The organism is Lawsonibacter sp. JLR.KK007 (genome assembly GCF_036941135.1).
Classification (GTDB): domain Bacteria; phylum Bacillota; class Clostridia; order Oscillospirales; family Oscillospiraceae; genus Lawsonibacter.
The window spans coordinates 848,616-863,300 of sequence record NZ_JAYWSY010000003.1; the positions used below are offsets into that span (position 1 = coordinate 848,616).

A 14,685-nucleotide genomic window follows, 5' to 3' on the forward strand; every position below is an offset into this window, starting at 1 on the left:
CCTCCTTGCTATGGAAATACCCCATATTTTAATTGACTTTAACATGAAAAAGCCCCCTACTCATGGTAATATTCCATAGCTTATCAAAAGAAAAGGCGTACCAAAAGCAAAGAAAAGGGCCGGAGGCGTTACCCTCCAGCCCTTTTTTCTACTGCTTGCCCTCCCGGGCGTCGTGATATGTGGCCGCCACGACCACGGCCTTGAGCGTCTCCTTGCGGAGGTTGAGGTCCGTCTCGCATACCTCCGCCGGGGTTCCGCCGTTCACGGCTCCGGCCTCCAGGAGCGCCGCGGCGGTGGGTTTCCAGTATTCCGGGACGTCCTTCAAATCCTTATAGATCGGGTTTTCCTCGTCGAGGACCTCCCGGACGGTCTCCCGGATCAGTGCCTTTAATTCCTCTTTGCTCATGTTCTCGATCTCCTCCTCATAGTTGATATAGGGGATTTTCCCCCACTTGGTCCACTTGCGGGCGTTGTATCCGGCCTTTGTCCCGATATTGGAGACGGCGGTCACTTGGACCTTGTTCCTCCATTTCGGAGTACATTCGACCGCGAGGCCGTCCCCGATATATACCCCAATATGCCCCTTTACCCATACCGCCGCCCCGGGGACGATCCGGGAGAAATCGGTGGAGACCTCCTTACAAATTTTAATCATGCCGTCCGCCGACACGTCCGGGCAAGCCCCCGCCGCAAATGCCGCCGCGGTCGGGTAGGTTGCGCCGCCATATCTTTTGGAGACGTCCCCGCTCCAGCCCCACAAAATCCCTTTTATGAGGTTGACGCAATCAAAGCCGAATGTATCGGCGGAGGCGGCGTTGATCCGTGCCTTTTGTGCCTCGCTTGTATTGTAGGCGTGATTTTTGGTATATCTCGCCTTGTTCTCCGGCGTCATAGGGGCCCCAAAGCACCCCATGATATAAAGGGTTTTGAAATTCCCCGCCACGGTGAGGAGCTTGTCCACAAACACGCCGGAGGGCATGAGGCCGGAGGTGTCCGCCGGAGCGTATCGGTCAAAGTAGGTTTTCCCGTACCCGGCGCGGCGGGCCCGGGCGGCCTCGCCCTGGTCGGCGGGCCGCTCAAACTGGAGGAGGACGGCGTCGGAGGCGGTTCGGACGTCCTGGGCGCTTTTCAGCGTGGAGAGGACGCCCTTGTAACTCCCGGCGAGCTCCTGGAGCAAAAAACCGACCTGTGTCTCCAGGTCCCCCACGGACCGACCCGCCGCCCGGACATAGGCCAGGAGGGCCGCCTTGCGGGTCTTATAGGTCCACTGTGCGAGGCCATACCCCGCGCCGTCCCCGGCGAAATTGGTATAGGTTCCGGCGTCCACGGCGGCGGTATAGGCGGCGTCTGTGAGGCCGAGCTTTTTCTCGTGGGTGTTTTGCAAGTTCGCCGGGTTGAGGCCGCTCTCGGCGTAAAGGTTCCCCATGAGCCCCGCCGCCCCCGCGGGCGTCAAGCCCGCGGCGGTGAGGCGGCTCCAGATATAGTTTTCTCTTTCTGCCCCCGTCATTTCAGCAACTCCTCCCCCTTATTTTCCGTGGTACTTTTCAGCTTTTCAATCAATGCCACAAGGAAAGACGGGAGCGGGACGCCGATCTGCGAAATGTTCTCAAGGATCGAAATACACTCATTGAGAACGAGCCAGATTGTCACGAGGAGGCCGAAAAAGAAGAATCCGCCGAAATCGACCTCGATCTGGCCCGCCGCCGTCTGTACCACCCAATCGGCCACAATCGCCACGACGACGGCCAGGAGATAGGCGGCCTTTTTTACAATCCCCATAATTCCCACGCGGGAACAAAGCTCGCCCCGGGTCCATGCCCGGACCATGCCAGAGATATAGTCCACGACCATAACAAGGAAAAGGACCGCCACGGGGAGGGCGAGTTCCTGGAAGTATGCCGCGGCTCCGGCCACGGCGGCGGCGATCACGCCACGAAAAATATTTTCTTTCATTGTCTTTTGTTCCTCCTTCTTAAAGCTCGGCCTTTATGGCCGCCACAATATCCGCCTTGAGGGTTTTCCCGGCGAGGCTGATCCCGTGCTCCTTGGCGTATTCTTTGAGTTGGGGGATCGTCATAGCCTCCAGGTCTGCGGCCTCCGCCGCCGCGGGCGCGGGCTTGTCCGGGAGGCTCCAGGCGTCCGGGTCGTCGTCCGGGCCGAAACTCGTCTCCCGGATACACTCCCGGACGGTCCCGTCTGTCCAAACCATATACTCGCCCGCCTTATATGTATCATGGGCCCCCTGGACCTCCACAAAGGGGCGGGCGGTCTCCGGCGTGTTTCCGTGGAGGGGCCTCCAGAATGTGCGCCACGCGGTCCCCTCCGGGGAAATGTCCGGGTAAACCGCGCTGTCGTGCTCCTGGAAACACTCCCACGTCTGGCCGCCCGCGTTCCGCACGTCCCCGACCTTATAGGCGGCCCCGGGGCTCCAGTCCTCATAAAGGGCGGAGACCGCGATCCTCTGGCCGTCGTCGAGGTCCAGCCCCGGCAACGTCAGGCGGGCGATCTTTGCGGCGGCGATCGTGGCCTCCGGGCCCATGCGCTGGACGGTCGCGGCAACGGGGAGGGTGTGGTCCACCTCCACAAGGACGCTCTCCAGCTCGTACCATTCATAGAAAAAGCCTCCTTCCTGGGCCTCGTGAATCAGGGCCCCGATTATGCACTCGTAAACGCTCCTTTTGTCCTCCTGTGCTCTTGTGAAGGATACGACGGGGTCCAATACCTGGATCGCCTCGTCGGATTTAATACGGAGGTAGCGGCGGGGCCGCCCGCCGTCCCTCATTATGCCGATCGTGTATTCAAGCATAGGTTTCTCCTCCTTTTGTCCGCCTCCCGGACGGCGTTTTTCAAAACTGGCCGGATCGGGAGGACGTGCTTTTCATACTGTTTCTTTCCCGCACAATGTTTAAGCTGTCCGGCCCTGGACAGAATCCCCCGGGCCTGTTTCGGGTCTACCCGCCGCCGCGCCTCGATCCGTTTACTCGCCCGTGTGCATTGTCTTTTTAGGCGGAGGAGGTTCCGCTTGCGGATCAGGGTTAAGCCCCGTTTCATGCGATACCCCACGGCGTCGACCATGCGCTTTCGGGTATTGTAGACTTGCCAATTTTCCTTTAGGCGTAGGCCCATACGGGCGAGGTATTCCATGATCGCCCGGATCGCCTTGTGGAGCCTTTTCTTGTTCGGGCCGAAAAAAGTAAAATTATCAATATACCGCCCATATCGGCGGATACCGAGCTTTTCCCGGATATAGTGGTCCAGGGGCTCAAGTACGGCGTTAGCGAGCCATTGAGAAATATAAAAGCCTATTTTGATCCCGGCCTTGATGATCTTCCATATCAGGGCGAGAAATTCCCGGTCCTTGATTTTCCTGCAAAGGAATCTCATAACCACGCGAGGAGATAGGGAATCATAGAATTTTTTAATATCCGCCTCGCCGCCGTACTTTGTCCCCTTGCGGTCTTTGTCGAGCCATTTCTCAATCGCTTTTTTCTCCCTGTGCGGGCCCCGGCCCGGGATACTCCCACAACAAAAATAATCCATGCCCCGCATAAGGATGGGCTTTAAGACTTGGACGATCATGTGGTGGATATATTGGTCCGGCCAGAGGGCGGGCTCGTTGATAATCCTGGTTTTCCCTGCGGTGGGGTCGTACCGCTCAAAGGTCCGGGCGGGTTTCGGGTGGAAGTTCCGGGCGATCTTGCAAAGCTCCTCCGCCCGTTCCTCCTTCGTCCGCTCCACCCATTGAGCGGTTTTATTGTCTTTGCGATCCTCGTTTATTTCCTCGATCGCCTGGAGGGCGTTCTCCTTTTTGCAAAGCCTCTCCATGAGGAATCCTATTCTTTTCATGTTTTGCCTCTCGGATGTAAATAAATTTTCTTATTCACCTCACGGTCTTTCAAACCAAAAAGGCTTACTAAACCATGTCCCTACGGCAATTTTTACCGAGCGGTACGGAAAAGGCTACGCGGTGAGACTATGTCTTGAATAAGTAGGCGCGAGCCGAGGTTGGCGTTGGTGTTGGCGGGCGTGTTGTTGCCGTTGAGGTAGAACGGCCCCGCGTTGGTGCCGTTGCCATAGTTGCCGCCGATATTGAGGGCCCGGACCCCGGTGTTATAATTGCAATAATCCGGGACGCGGGAGCCAAAAAGCCCGGTCGCATAGCGTAGCCAGTCCCTTTTTATTTGTATCCCTCCTTTTCGTCAATGTGTGTTTATCGTTACCTCCGGGGGGTTGCGACCCCCCGGTCCCCCCGGCGGCTACGCCGCCCGAGGGAGCTTTTGAAGGCGCGAGCCGAGGCTGGCGTAGGTGTTGGCGGGCGTGTTGTAGCCGTAGAGGCAGAACGGCCCCGCGTTGGTGCCGTAGCCATAGTGCCGCCGATATTGAGGGCCCGGACCCCGGCGTTATAATAGCAATAATCCGGGACGAACGTCGTCTCGGACCCGCCGATCTCCGAGGGATAAATAAAACTCGGGTCGTTGGTGTCGTGGCCCCATGCCTTGATCCATCCACTCGACGCGGCCCGTTTGTTGCTCCGCACCACGGCCCCGGTCCCGTTGTAGGCGTCGGAGAAGTTAGCCGGGTTGTTATAGGTGCAAATATTGGTATCGGAGAAAATGATCCCGTCTCTCCACTCGCGGACGTTGCCCCACGGGTTTTCAATGTTCCGATACTGGACGGCGGTCTGGCCGTCTGTCCCCGCGGCGCGGCCTGTGTGGTAGGTCATGGAATCGGTGGCCCCGGTGTTGATCTTTGCGCCGGAGCTTACGTTACCCTGTCCGATCGCCGTCTGGCCGTTCCAGTCCGCATATTCCACGATATACAAAAACCACCACGTCAAATGTAAAGCAATATCCGCTTGCCAATACTCCGCGCCGAGGGCATGAATCCCGCTCCTGAAGGTGGCGAGGGGCGTCGAAACTTTCGGGGCCTGTCCGCTCCTGGACATATAGGAGCCGTCGCACTCATAGCGGCCAATATAGACAACATCCCGCTCGCCGACTCCGTCCCCGCGGTCCCGGTGGGCCGGGGAAACCTGATAGCCCGGGGTCGCCTTGTCCGCGATCTGGACCTTAAAGGGCGCGTGAGATACCTTTACCCAATATTTCGGAATTTTCACAAGGACGTTATTCCCGTCCGTTACTTTTGTCATGCCGGACCACGGTAGGCGGTTGTCAAAGGGGGAGGACCCGGCCCCGTTTCCCACGGCTGGGACGGGGTCCGTAAAGAGGGCCGCGTCGTCGCCTCTTGTGAGCTTGGTCGTGCTGGAGCCGTCCCATGCCGCGCTATAAATATGGACATATGCGAGGGAGAGGGTTTTTGTCTGGCCGTTCGCCGTGATCTGTACCGTCCCGCTCGCCTCCTGTCCGCTCTTGGTGGCGGTTATGGTGTAGGTGCCCGCCTCCTTTACTGTAAAGACGACGGAGCCCGTGGAGGTCTTTGTCTGCGTGTTGGAGCCCTTCGCACAAGTGACGGTTGAGCTGCTCTCCACGTTGACGGTAATCGTAGCGGAGAAAAATTCAAGGTTGAGGACTTTCGACTGGCCGCCCGCCGTGATCTGTACCGTCCCGCTCGTGGTCTCTCCATTCATGGAGCCTGTGATCTGCCACGTCCCCGCATTGTGGACCATAAACACGACGGAGCCGTTGGAGGTCCCTTCGAGGGAGGTCTTGCCGTCCGTACAAGTGACAAAAGCCCCGGCGGCGATATTGACGGTAATCGTGGATCGGAAATATTCAAGGGTGAGGGTTTTCGCCTCGCCGGAGGCGGTGATCTGGACCGTCCCGCTTGTGGTCTCGTCTCCCGTGGTGGCCGTTATGGTGTAGGTGGCCGCCGAGGTGACGGTAAAGACGACGGAGCCCGTCTCGGAGGTTTTGGTCTGCGTTTTTCCGCCGCCCTCACATACCACGGAGGAGCCCGCCTCCACGTTGACGGTAATCGTGGACTCGAAAAAGGCCAGGGCGGCGGCGTACTGCTTCGCCGTGTCCACCACGATCTCGACGGTGTTCGAGGGGAGGCCGTCCCGCTCCGCCGAGACGCTCCAGGTCCCATAATCCGGGACATTGAACACGACCGCCGCGCCCGTGGAGGTCTGCTCGTAGCTCTTGGAGCCGTTGGAGCACGTCACAACGGCCCCCGCCGCCACGGTCACAATAATTTGAGGGTAAAGCCCGCCCGCCGCCTGGGCGGTCTCCAGGGCCTCGTCCGCGGTCTTTTTCGCCTCTCCAGCCTCTTTCTTCGCGTTGCTGGCCTCCGTGGAGGCGGAAGTGGCCGCGGTCTGTGCCGTCTCCGCCGCGCCCTGGGCCGTGGCCGCCGCGTCCGCCGCGGTCTGTGCGTCCTTCTTTGCCTGTCCCGCGTCCTGGGCCGCTTTCTCCGCCGTTTCCGCCGCCTCTGTAGCTTTACCCTCCGCCTCGCTTGCGGCCTCTTGTGCGGCCCTTGCGGCGTCCTGGGCGGCCTTTGCGGCCTCCCCCGCCTCCGTTGCCGCGCCCGCCGCCGCCGTGGCCGCGCCGCGGGTCTCCGAAATGGCGGCGATCAGGTCGGCGTGATCCTTCGCGGTGAAGTTCCGCCCGATCAGCTCGCCCGCCGTCCAGGCCCGGGCCGCACCCTCGACCCCCCGCTTGCACCCGGAGAGGGCGGTCTCCGTTTTGGCGGTGTAGAGGATGGTCTCTCCCTCCTCGTCCGTTCCAATGGTAGCGAGGTTCGGGGCGGGCGGAAACGCCGAGGCGTCCGAGACCTCAATAATGGTATCCGCCGCGCCGAGGTTGTTTGTGAGGGTGGCTTGCGGCGAAAACGCAATACCGGGATAGAGCACTGTTGCCATAGAAAAACCTCCTAAACTGTTTTATCCCCGCGGGATTGTATAAAGCCCTGGACAATTAGATCAATGCTGATATAGGCGAGGTCGTCCGGGCGGACCTCCAGGGACAACCAGCTCCCCCGGGGGATCATGTTGTCCGAGCCTGTCAATAGGTCCGTAATATCAAGCTCCGCCGTCCTCCCGGAGAAATCCGCTTTTTTTATCCCATTGATATAAAGCCCGAATTTTTGAGGGTTCCCATATTGATAAATCCCCGGCGTGATATTGTGGGAATGGGAGGGGACCGTTACCTTGTGGGAGTGCCCCGGGATCGTGATCGTGTGCCTATGGTCCGGGATGGTGACGCGGTGAGAGTGGCCGGGGATCGTGGTCGTGTGGGAGTGTGCCGGAATGGTGAGCCTGTGCGAGTGGTCGTCTACGGTGTGCGTGTGCGGCGGGATGGTATGGGAGTGGGCCGGGTGGATATGGGCACCGGAATCCACCCATACTTCGTATCCGTCCGCAATCACGGCCCCGTTTTCATCCACGCCCCCATATATTGCAATCCGCACTCCGTTATGGAGGCCGTGGTTGTGGACCGCTTGCCCGGTGGTCTGGCTCGGGAGGACGTTCGAGCTTTCGAGGGCCGTCGCGCTGGAGGTGGCCCCGCCGCCGCTGGAGGTGGTTTGTCCGCCGCCGCTTGTGGTGGTCGAGGTGGTCCGGCCCCCGTCCGAGCTTGTACGGGTTTGGTCGTCGCTGGTGGTGGTGGTTGAGGTGGTCCGGCCCCCGTCCGAGCTCGTGCGGGTTTGGTCGTCGTTTGTGGTAGAGGTGACAACCTTCGCGGCGTCGCTCTCCGTGCTCTTGGAGTAGGCCCGGAATTTTGTCATTCGCACCTTGACGAGGACCTTGTTTATAATCCGCATTTCCTCCGGGATGAAAAAGTCCATTACCGCCCCGGAGGAGCGGTCACAATTCGCCTGGAGGGCTTGGCTATAAATTTGGGTTGCTCCCTGGGCGTATGTCTGCTCAATCCTCTGGCGGTCCGCCATATCGGCCAGGGAGGAGGCGATCGAGGTCTCCTTGTTCGCCACAACCAGGGAGGACCGCTCCGCGTCCTCATAGTCCCGCTTAATCTCTGTTATGAACGTGTCCACGCTCTCCCCGATCTCCGGGTAAACCATACGGAGGCGTTTTCCGACCTCGGCCTTGTCAAAGTCGGAGGCGGTCATTTCCTGATAGCCGACCGAATAGGAGACGGCGGGTTCCTGGAGCTCCCGGAGCATAGCCTCCGCCGCGGCCTTGAGGGAGGCCGGGTCCTCATAGCGGCGATCCGTCCATACCCTTTCGATAATCCCGTATTTGTCCGTGATTGCTTTCGGGCTCTGGAGGTATGGGACGCCGCCGTTTACGCTCCCGATCCCGAGCTGGTTCACGCCCTCGCCATAGCCGAGGGGATAGAGGCGGGTCACAATATTTTGAGGGTCCCGGCTCCGCTGGTAGCTTGTCATATTGTGCCGCCGCCGGACGTACATTTCCGGGCGCCCCGTGGTGTCCAGGCGTTTGAGAGACAGCCGCCACGGATAAACCGCCGTATTTGTCCGCCATATGTAGGGGCCCGCGAGGGGTGTCGCCACGGAAAATAGGGCGGAGAGGAGGGACTCTTGCTCCCACCCATATTCAAATTGGTTTCTATAGTCGCACTCGTCCAGGACCCAATTTTTCACAAGCTGGTGATCCAGGACGTACCGGATCACGTCGGGGGTATAGGTCCCGAGGTTCCCGACAACGTGATACCCGAAAAGAATATTGTCAATCAGAGTTGCGAGGACGTGCTCGCACTGATAGGCCACGCTCCCGGACTCGTCCACGGTCAGGGTCTCGGGCATGATCCGGTAAAGCTCCCCGCCGTTGTGGCGGACGTAATAGAAGGGCTTGCAATACTCATTTTTCGGGTCCTTATACGGGAGGGAAAAATAGAAATACCAAACGGCGTTAATCCGTTCCTGTTCTGAAATGGCGTGAGCGTTCTCCGCGATCGCTACCCGCCGCCGCGATTTATCAAAAATTTCTATCATAGGTATCTCTCCGTATAAATGAGCTGTCCCCGGAGCTGGCCGCCGGAGGCGCTTTCGATAATGAGCCGGAGGAGTTCCCGGGATACGTTGATCCAGTCCCCGGACTGTGTATGCAAGGCGTTTTCCCCATTCAAGAGAACGAGAAAAAGCTCGCTGTCAATCCGCAATTCTCCCCCGGGCGGGATCGTGAGCTGGAGGGTTGTCCGCTCCGTGGTCTGTGAGGTCGCCTCTAACATGGAGGTCAGGACCTCGGAGACCTTGAGGGAGGCCGTGACATTCTTCGAGCCCGCCGCCGCCGCGGTGAGACGGTCCGCAAGCTCCAGGGGCGCGGGGACATTCTTCGAGCCCTGGGCCCGGGCGGCCAGCACGTCCCGGACGGTCAGGGCCGCGGGCGTGTTCTTCTGTCCGTATATGGAGCCCTGGATGGCCTCGGAGAGGGCGGCCCGTGTCACTACGTCCGCCGACATTCTCGCCGTCGTAAATAGGCGGTCAGCCGCCGAGAACGTGGAAATAACAGAGACCGTCCCCCGCGCGGAGCCCTGGAGGGCCTCCGCGTATTTGTCCCGGAAATCAACGGGGATCGCGGCCCCGGCAACCGCCCCCATAGCCTCGGAAAAGCTCTCCGCGATCTCGACCGTCTTTGCCTCCTGGTTGACGGAGTACCGGGCGAGGCTATACCGTCTATCGTTATACATGATTAGTTGATCCCTACCTCCACGGCCCCCTCCGCAATCGTGGGCATATATCCGCGCTTGAGTTCCACGGACTCCGTCAGGGGCTTAATATAGACGGGCTCGCCGGAGGTCTCGGCGGAGTAGAGGGCGGAATAGGTCCAGGTCCCCCACGCGGTCGAGGGCCTTGGAAACGCCGCCGCCTGGGAGTTGCGGGCGATAATCTGGCCGGAGGTTTGCTCCGTCGGGGCCCCGAATGTGAGGGGGACGCGCTGGTAATTGTCCCCGGACAGCTCGGAGCCGGAGGACTCCGGCGATCCGTTCCAGAGGGAAAAATAGGGTGTGATCCCTTGGATAGAGTTTCCCCGGAGGACGTTCAAAACCTTTGTTTTCCACGCCTTGGAGAGGTTCCCGGTGAGATAGAAAAGCACGTCCCCGGCCAGGAATACGGGAGGCTCCTCCGCCCCGATAATGAGGGGCTCCACAAGCTCGCCCCGGGCGAGCATATTCCCGCCCGTGAGGGAATCCACGACGCCGATATGGGTAATGGTGCCCGCCGCCGAGACGGGGGTCGGAAAAGTAATGTCGGTGAGGTTCTGGACCCCGATCCCGCCGTTGGAATCCGCCGGGGCGGAAAAGTCAATTTCCATCCGCTTATATCCGGTATAGCTTACCTCTGTTCCTGCCGTGCCGCTTTCCCCTGGGTCGTTGAGGTAAAGGGCAAGGTAGCATTTCGCCGGAGCCGCAAAGGTGACGCCGCGGAGGGCGTTCAAAATCCCATTTTCCAGGTAGTCGCAAGCGTACATAATTAAACACTCCTTTTCGCATTTCTCCGTTGCCGCTCTTTCCTTTCTGTGGTAAACTTTCTTCCAGAAAAGGGGGTGATACGAATGATTCCAATGAACGAAAACGCGGCAATCACAAATTCAATCGAGATTGCTAAAATCCTTTGCGCGGCCCGCGGCGATAGATACCCTATCGACGTAGACAGCGCAAACGAGATCGCGGATTTTATTGAAACGCTTCAAAAGCGTTTCACGGAACGCTCGGACAAATCCGATTGATAGTCTCTGCCAGCAAGCACATAGACTCGGATAGTTTCGCAAGTTCCATATAATCCCGATTTTTTGTTTCTGCGGAACGCTCGGAAAGTAGCTGTAACTGCTTTTCGAGCGTTTCTTTGATCTTGTTTTTGTCCATAGTCAAACACTCCTTTTTATAGCTGTTATAGTGATGGTGAGGACGTCCGCGTCGGAGAGGTTCCTCAAAACGATAATGCAAGGGGTCTCCGCTGTGCCCCGGTAGTCGACCGGGTTCTCCCCGGAGGTGATCGGCTGGGTCACGGTCCGCCCGAGGGCAAAAGGCGGGTTATAGTTCCACGTGAGATCAAACTCCCCGTATTTAAGGTGTTGCGCCATAGGGGGCCCGCCGGAGATACGGGCCGTATAGTATTTATCCGGCTCTTTATCGTAGGCGAGCCGCCCGGTGCCGGACAGCCAATAGGCGATCTCCCGGCATACCTCCGGGACGGTTTTCCCTTTCGGGCACTTAAACGCACAATGAATCGTCTCCGCCCGCTCGTCGTACACATTCCCGGCCACGCCGTCATAATAGCCGGAGCGGCCCGGGATCACGACCTTTCCCTCCCGCCGCGGGGGGAGAATGATCCGGCTCGTGTCCTGTGTATAAATTCCGAATTTGCTACTATGGACGCCCCGGAAAGAAAAACCGCTCATAAACTGCCGCCTCCTCTCGACCTCTTTTTCTGTTCCGTGAGATAGTAGAGTTCCCGGGCGACCCGCTCAACGTCGGAATCGTCCCGGACCTCCAGCTTGTCCACATAGATAGTGATACCTCCAGTTGTTCCGCCGTCCTGGCCCCGGACCGCCGCCACGATCGCCGCGGTCTGTCTGTTGATGGCCGCCGAGGTTGGCGGTTCCTCCACGCTGGAGGGGAGGCTTTTCTCCATAGCCGACAAAGCGGTCCGGCCCGCGTCTGCGTAGGTCTCCGCGAGGTTGGCCTTTTCTGCCTCCGCGCCCTTTATAATGCCTTGAATATCAAAGCGGCCCGCCTCGTTGAATTTCTTCGAGGGGGAGGCTTGTTCGACCTCCTTCTTGTAGGCGGCGAGGGCGGCGCGGCCCATTTCGGCATACTTCCGCACGAGCTCCGCCTTTTTACTGGCCGTTCCGTCTATGAGCCCTTGCATATTGTTTTCGCCGATCTGATAGGCGTCGTCGGATAGGTCCATATCCTGGATCGCGTCGTCCAGGTCCCGGACAAGTTCCTCCATTTGATCCGAAAAATCGGTTTCCATTTCGGCCACGGTCTCGGAAAACGCCTCTTTGCCCTTCTCCACCTTTGCGAGCTGTTCATTGAGGGCAGCTATATCCTCCTCGCCGCCCTCCACAATGGCCGCCAAAATTTGCGCGGACTCCTCGGAGCCGTCGGACAGCTTTTTAATTAAGCCCTCGTCCACACCGAGCTCCATAGCCTTTTGAATGTTGGCCGCGTAGGTTTCCATATAGGAGACCTGTCCTTGTAGGGTCCCGATCAGGTTGTCAATGGAGGTTTTCGCCGATCCGTCCAGCTCATTAAAGAGGCCGAGTTGTCCGTCTATGCTCTCCATAGCGGCGTTATAACTTTCCTCATAGGCCGCTTGGAGGGTCTCCATTTTGGCGGTTATATCCTCCACGCGGGAGGTCATTTCCTGGGTTTTGGCGGCGGCCTCCGCCTGTTTCTCCCCGTATTCCCGGGACGCCTCCTCCAGTTCCGCGATCTGTGCGGCGTTTTCTTCCTGGGCGGCGGTGAGTTCGTTAATATCATTTTGGAGTGTCCTGGTGTTCCCGGAGCCTGTTTCCTGGGCGGTGTTTAATGCCTCTTGAGCCTCCTCCAGGCGGGCGGATATTTCCGACTGTTCTGTGTAGAGTTCAGACAAGCGGGCGACCTGGGCCTCATATTCCTCTTGTGCGGCGGCCTTTTCGACCATAGCCGAAACCTCGGCGGCGGTGAGGCCCTCCAGGGCGTCCCGCTCCGCGTCATAGGCGAGATTGAGCCCGGGGACGCTTTCGTTTAGTTGGTTTACGAGTTCAGAGATCGCCGCCTTTTGTGCGGCGGACTTTTCCTCTACGGCGAGGAGTTCCTCCAGTGCGGCGGCGCTTGCGGCGGTGGACTCCTGCTCCGCCTCCATTGTCTCGGACAATTCCTCATAGGCCGCCTTTGTCTCCTGGAGTGACCCCGTAAAGGCTTTTGTTTCCTCGCTCGCGGAGGTCATCATAAAAGCAAATGCGCCGACGGCGGCAACAGCCGCAACGGTGGCCGCCGCAATCAACCCTATCGGATTAGCCTCCATAACCACATCAAGCGCGGCAGTTGCCGCTACCACGGCAGTAACTCCCGCCGCAAGTGTGCCGAGCCCTATGACAACCGCCGCAACAGCTTTCACGACCGCTGGGTGTTCGTTTGCGAAATCTGCCGCCCATGTGAAAGCGTCCGTCCCTACGTCGTACAATCTTTCAAGTGACGGATTTAATTGGTCTCCGACGGCGATTTTCAGATTTTCCGCGGCGTTTGTCATTCGCTGGTGTGCAAACTCCGTTGTATCCGCCATGATCTGAAAATTGCGGTCGACGGCCCCGGAGCTGTTCGCCATAACGCCGAGGGTCCGGTCAAATTCTTCTGCCCCGGTATTGAGGAGGGAGAGGGCCGCCTTGCCCGCCGTGGTGCTACTCCAGAGGTTGGAGAACGCGGTCGCGTCCCCGTTCGCGCTATCGGAGAGGATCGCCATAATGTCCCCGAGATTGGACCCGCTCGCCATGAGTTCGGCAGAAGCTCTTTCCGGTTTGATCCTCCAGAATCCCGGCCACGTTGGAGCCGTTCTTTGCCAGCTCGTCAAGCATAGCGCCGAGGTTCGTCGTCGAGATCGCCGTATTTCATACCGCCCTTTGTGAGGATCGCATAGGCGGTCGTCAGGTTTTCGAGGCTTACGTTGTAGGCGGCGGCGGACGGGATCACGCGGCCCATGTTGGCGGCCAGCTCTCCGACGGAGGTCTTGCCCTCGTCCTGTGTCTTTACGAGCATAGAAGCCACGCGCTCGGCCTCTGTTCCCTCCAGCTTGTAGGAGTTGATCGCGGTTGTCAGAACGTCAACCGCCGTCGACGCCTCCGTAAAGCCCGCCGCCGAGGTCTTTGTGGCCGTGGCGACAAAGTTCACAACGTCCGCCGTATCCACACCCGCCGAGAGGGCTTGATAGGCCGCCTCGGCCAGTGCCCCCACGGCGACGCCTGTCTCGCCGGACAAGGTCACAAGTTCCGTTTTGAGGGTTTCCAATGGGACGACGCTTGTATCTGCCAGTGTGGAGACCTTCGCCATAGAAGTTTCAAAGCTTTCTGCGGCCTTTGCACACTCCATAAGAGTGTCTGCGATCTCCTTCACGGTTTTAGCGATTCCCGCCGCCGCTATACGGTGGCGAGGTTGTCGATGCGCTTTTGCTCTTTCGCCGAATTTCCGGACTCCTCTCCTGCTTTTTTGTCTCCTTCCCGTATTTGTCTATGGAGTTCCGCGCACCCGTCGGCGCTTGCCCTTGCCTCACTCGAGATATCCGTTGTTCTTTCCCTATCTCGTCGGATAAAGTGTTGAGTTCCATCTTTGCTCCGTTTAATTGTTTTTGCCAGTTCTGGACCCCACGCTCCGCCGCCGCCTGTCCGGCCTGGGCCTCCTCAAGTTCGGCGTTCCATTTGTCGAGTTCCTTTGTGAGGGCCTCTTGCTCTCTGGAGGTGTCCCCGGTGGACCTCCGCAAGGTTTCAAGGGCCCGCTCACACCGCTCTATATTGCTTTGTGCCGTGGATACCCGGGAGGAGTATTCCTCCTGTGCCCGCTGGGCGTTGCGGAGGGCGGCCTCCAGGGTGGAGACCTTCTCCTGTTGCTTTTTATACATGGAATCCAGGGCGGCCCCCTTGGCCGTGAGGGCCTCCATGCTGTTAGCGTTTCCGCGAAATTCGCTCTCCACGAGCGCAAGGCCCGACTTGAGCGTGGACAGTTCGGAATTACAAGCGGCGATCGCCTGTTTATATTGGGCCTCACCCTCGACGGCGAGTTTTGTCGAGATTGTCCTTGCCATGCGCGGCGGCTCCTTTCTATGGCAATAATC

At 59.0% G+C, this 14,685-nt stretch carries 13 protein-coding genes; 1 reads left to right on the forward strand and 12 read right to left on the reverse strand.

Annotation, left to right across the window (positions count from 1 at the left end):
* Positions 1-148: 148 nt before the first annotated feature.
* The 8 genes from VV088_RS22320 to VV088_RS22355 all read right to left on the reverse strand — a co-directional run bounded on the left by VV088_RS22320 (position 149) and on the right by VV088_RS22355 (position 10,345).
* On the reverse strand, positions 149-1,507 hold the full coding sequence (locus VV088_RS22320) for a phage tail tip lysozyme (RefSeq protein WP_334600433.1): 1,359 nt from the start codon (positions 1,505-1,507) through the stop codon (positions 149-151).
* Positions 1,504-1,953 carry a phage holin family protein gene (locus VV088_RS22325; RefSeq protein ID WP_334600435.1) on the reverse strand — a complete coding sequence of 150 codons (450 nt, stop codon included), beginning with the start codon at positions 1,951-1,953 and terminating at the stop codon, positions 1,504-1,506. The genes VV088_RS22320 and VV088_RS22325 overlap by 4 nt, the downstream gene beginning before the upstream one ends.
* 19 nt (positions 1,954-1,972) lie before the next feature.
* On the reverse strand, positions 1,973-2,806 hold the full coding sequence (locus VV088_RS22330; protein ID WP_334600436.1) for a Rho termination factor N-terminal domain-containing protein: 834 nt from the start codon (positions 2,804-2,806) through the stop codon (positions 1,973-1,975).
* Entirely contained in the window at positions 2,782-3,846 is a 1,065-nt protein-coding gene (locus VV088_RS22335; protein ID WP_334600437.1) for an RNA-directed DNA polymerase, read from the reverse strand. The genes VV088_RS22330 and VV088_RS22335 overlap by 25 nt, the downstream gene beginning before the upstream one ends.
* A gap of 370 nt (positions 3,847-4,216) precedes the next feature.
* Positions 4,217-6,817 carry a hypothetical protein gene (locus VV088_RS22340; protein ID WP_334602852.1) on the reverse strand — a complete coding sequence of 867 codons (2,601 nt, stop codon included), beginning with the start codon at positions 6,815-6,817 and terminating at the stop codon, positions 4,217-4,219.
* A gap of 11 nt (positions 6,818-6,828) precedes the next feature.
* On the reverse strand, positions 6,829-8,868 hold the full coding sequence (locus tag VV088_RS22345; protein ID WP_304965849.1) for a phage tail protein: 2,040 nt from the start codon (positions 8,866-8,868) through the stop codon (positions 6,829-6,831).
* Complete coding sequence (locus VV088_RS22350; RefSeq protein ID WP_334600439.1) at positions 8,865-9,563, reverse strand: hypothetical protein; 699 nt, start codon at positions 9,561-9,563, stop codon at positions 8,865-8,867. Before VV088_RS22350 ends, VV088_RS22345 begins: the two co-directional genes overlap by 4 nt.
* A gap of 2 nt (positions 9,564-9,565) precedes the next feature.
* Complete coding sequence (locus tag VV088_RS22355; protein WP_334600440.1) at positions 9,566-10,345, reverse strand: phage tail fiber protein; 780 nt, start codon at positions 10,343-10,345, stop codon at positions 9,566-9,568.
* 84 nt (positions 10,346-10,429) lie between these two features.
* Between VV088_RS22355 and VV088_RS22360 the strand changes: the two genes are divergently transcribed.
* A complete protein-coding gene (locus tag VV088_RS22360) occupies positions 10,430-10,603 on the forward strand; it encodes a hypothetical protein (protein WP_325293600.1) in 174 nt (57 codons plus the stop codon).
* Between the two features lie 138 nt (positions 10,604-10,741).
* Here the strand turns inward: VV088_RS22360 and VV088_RS22365 are convergent, their stop codons facing one another.
* The 4 genes from VV088_RS22365 to VV088_RS22380 form a co-directional block, all read right to left on the reverse strand.
* On the reverse strand, positions 10,742-11,275 hold the full coding sequence (locus VV088_RS22365; RefSeq protein ID WP_334600442.1) for a phage tail domain-containing protein: 534 nt from the start codon (positions 11,273-11,275) through the stop codon (positions 10,742-10,744).
* A complete protein-coding gene (locus VV088_RS22370; RefSeq protein ID WP_334602853.1) occupies positions 11,272-13,353 on the reverse strand; it encodes a phage tail tape measure protein in 2,082 nt (693 codons plus the stop codon). The genes VV088_RS22365 and VV088_RS22370 overlap by 4 nt, the downstream gene beginning before the upstream one ends.
* A gap of 74 nt (positions 13,354-13,427) precedes the next feature.
* Complete coding sequence (locus tag VV088_RS22375) at positions 13,428-13,970, reverse strand: phage tail tape measure protein (protein WP_334602854.1); 543 nt, start codon at positions 13,968-13,970, stop codon at positions 13,428-13,430.
* Positions 13,971-13,974: 4 nt separating this feature from the next.
* Positions 13,975-14,655, reverse strand: a complete 681-nt coding sequence (locus VV088_RS22380) for a hypothetical protein (protein ID WP_334602855.1) — start codon at positions 14,653-14,655, stop codon at positions 13,975-13,977.
* Between the last annotated feature and the right edge of the window lie 30 nt (positions 14,656-14,685).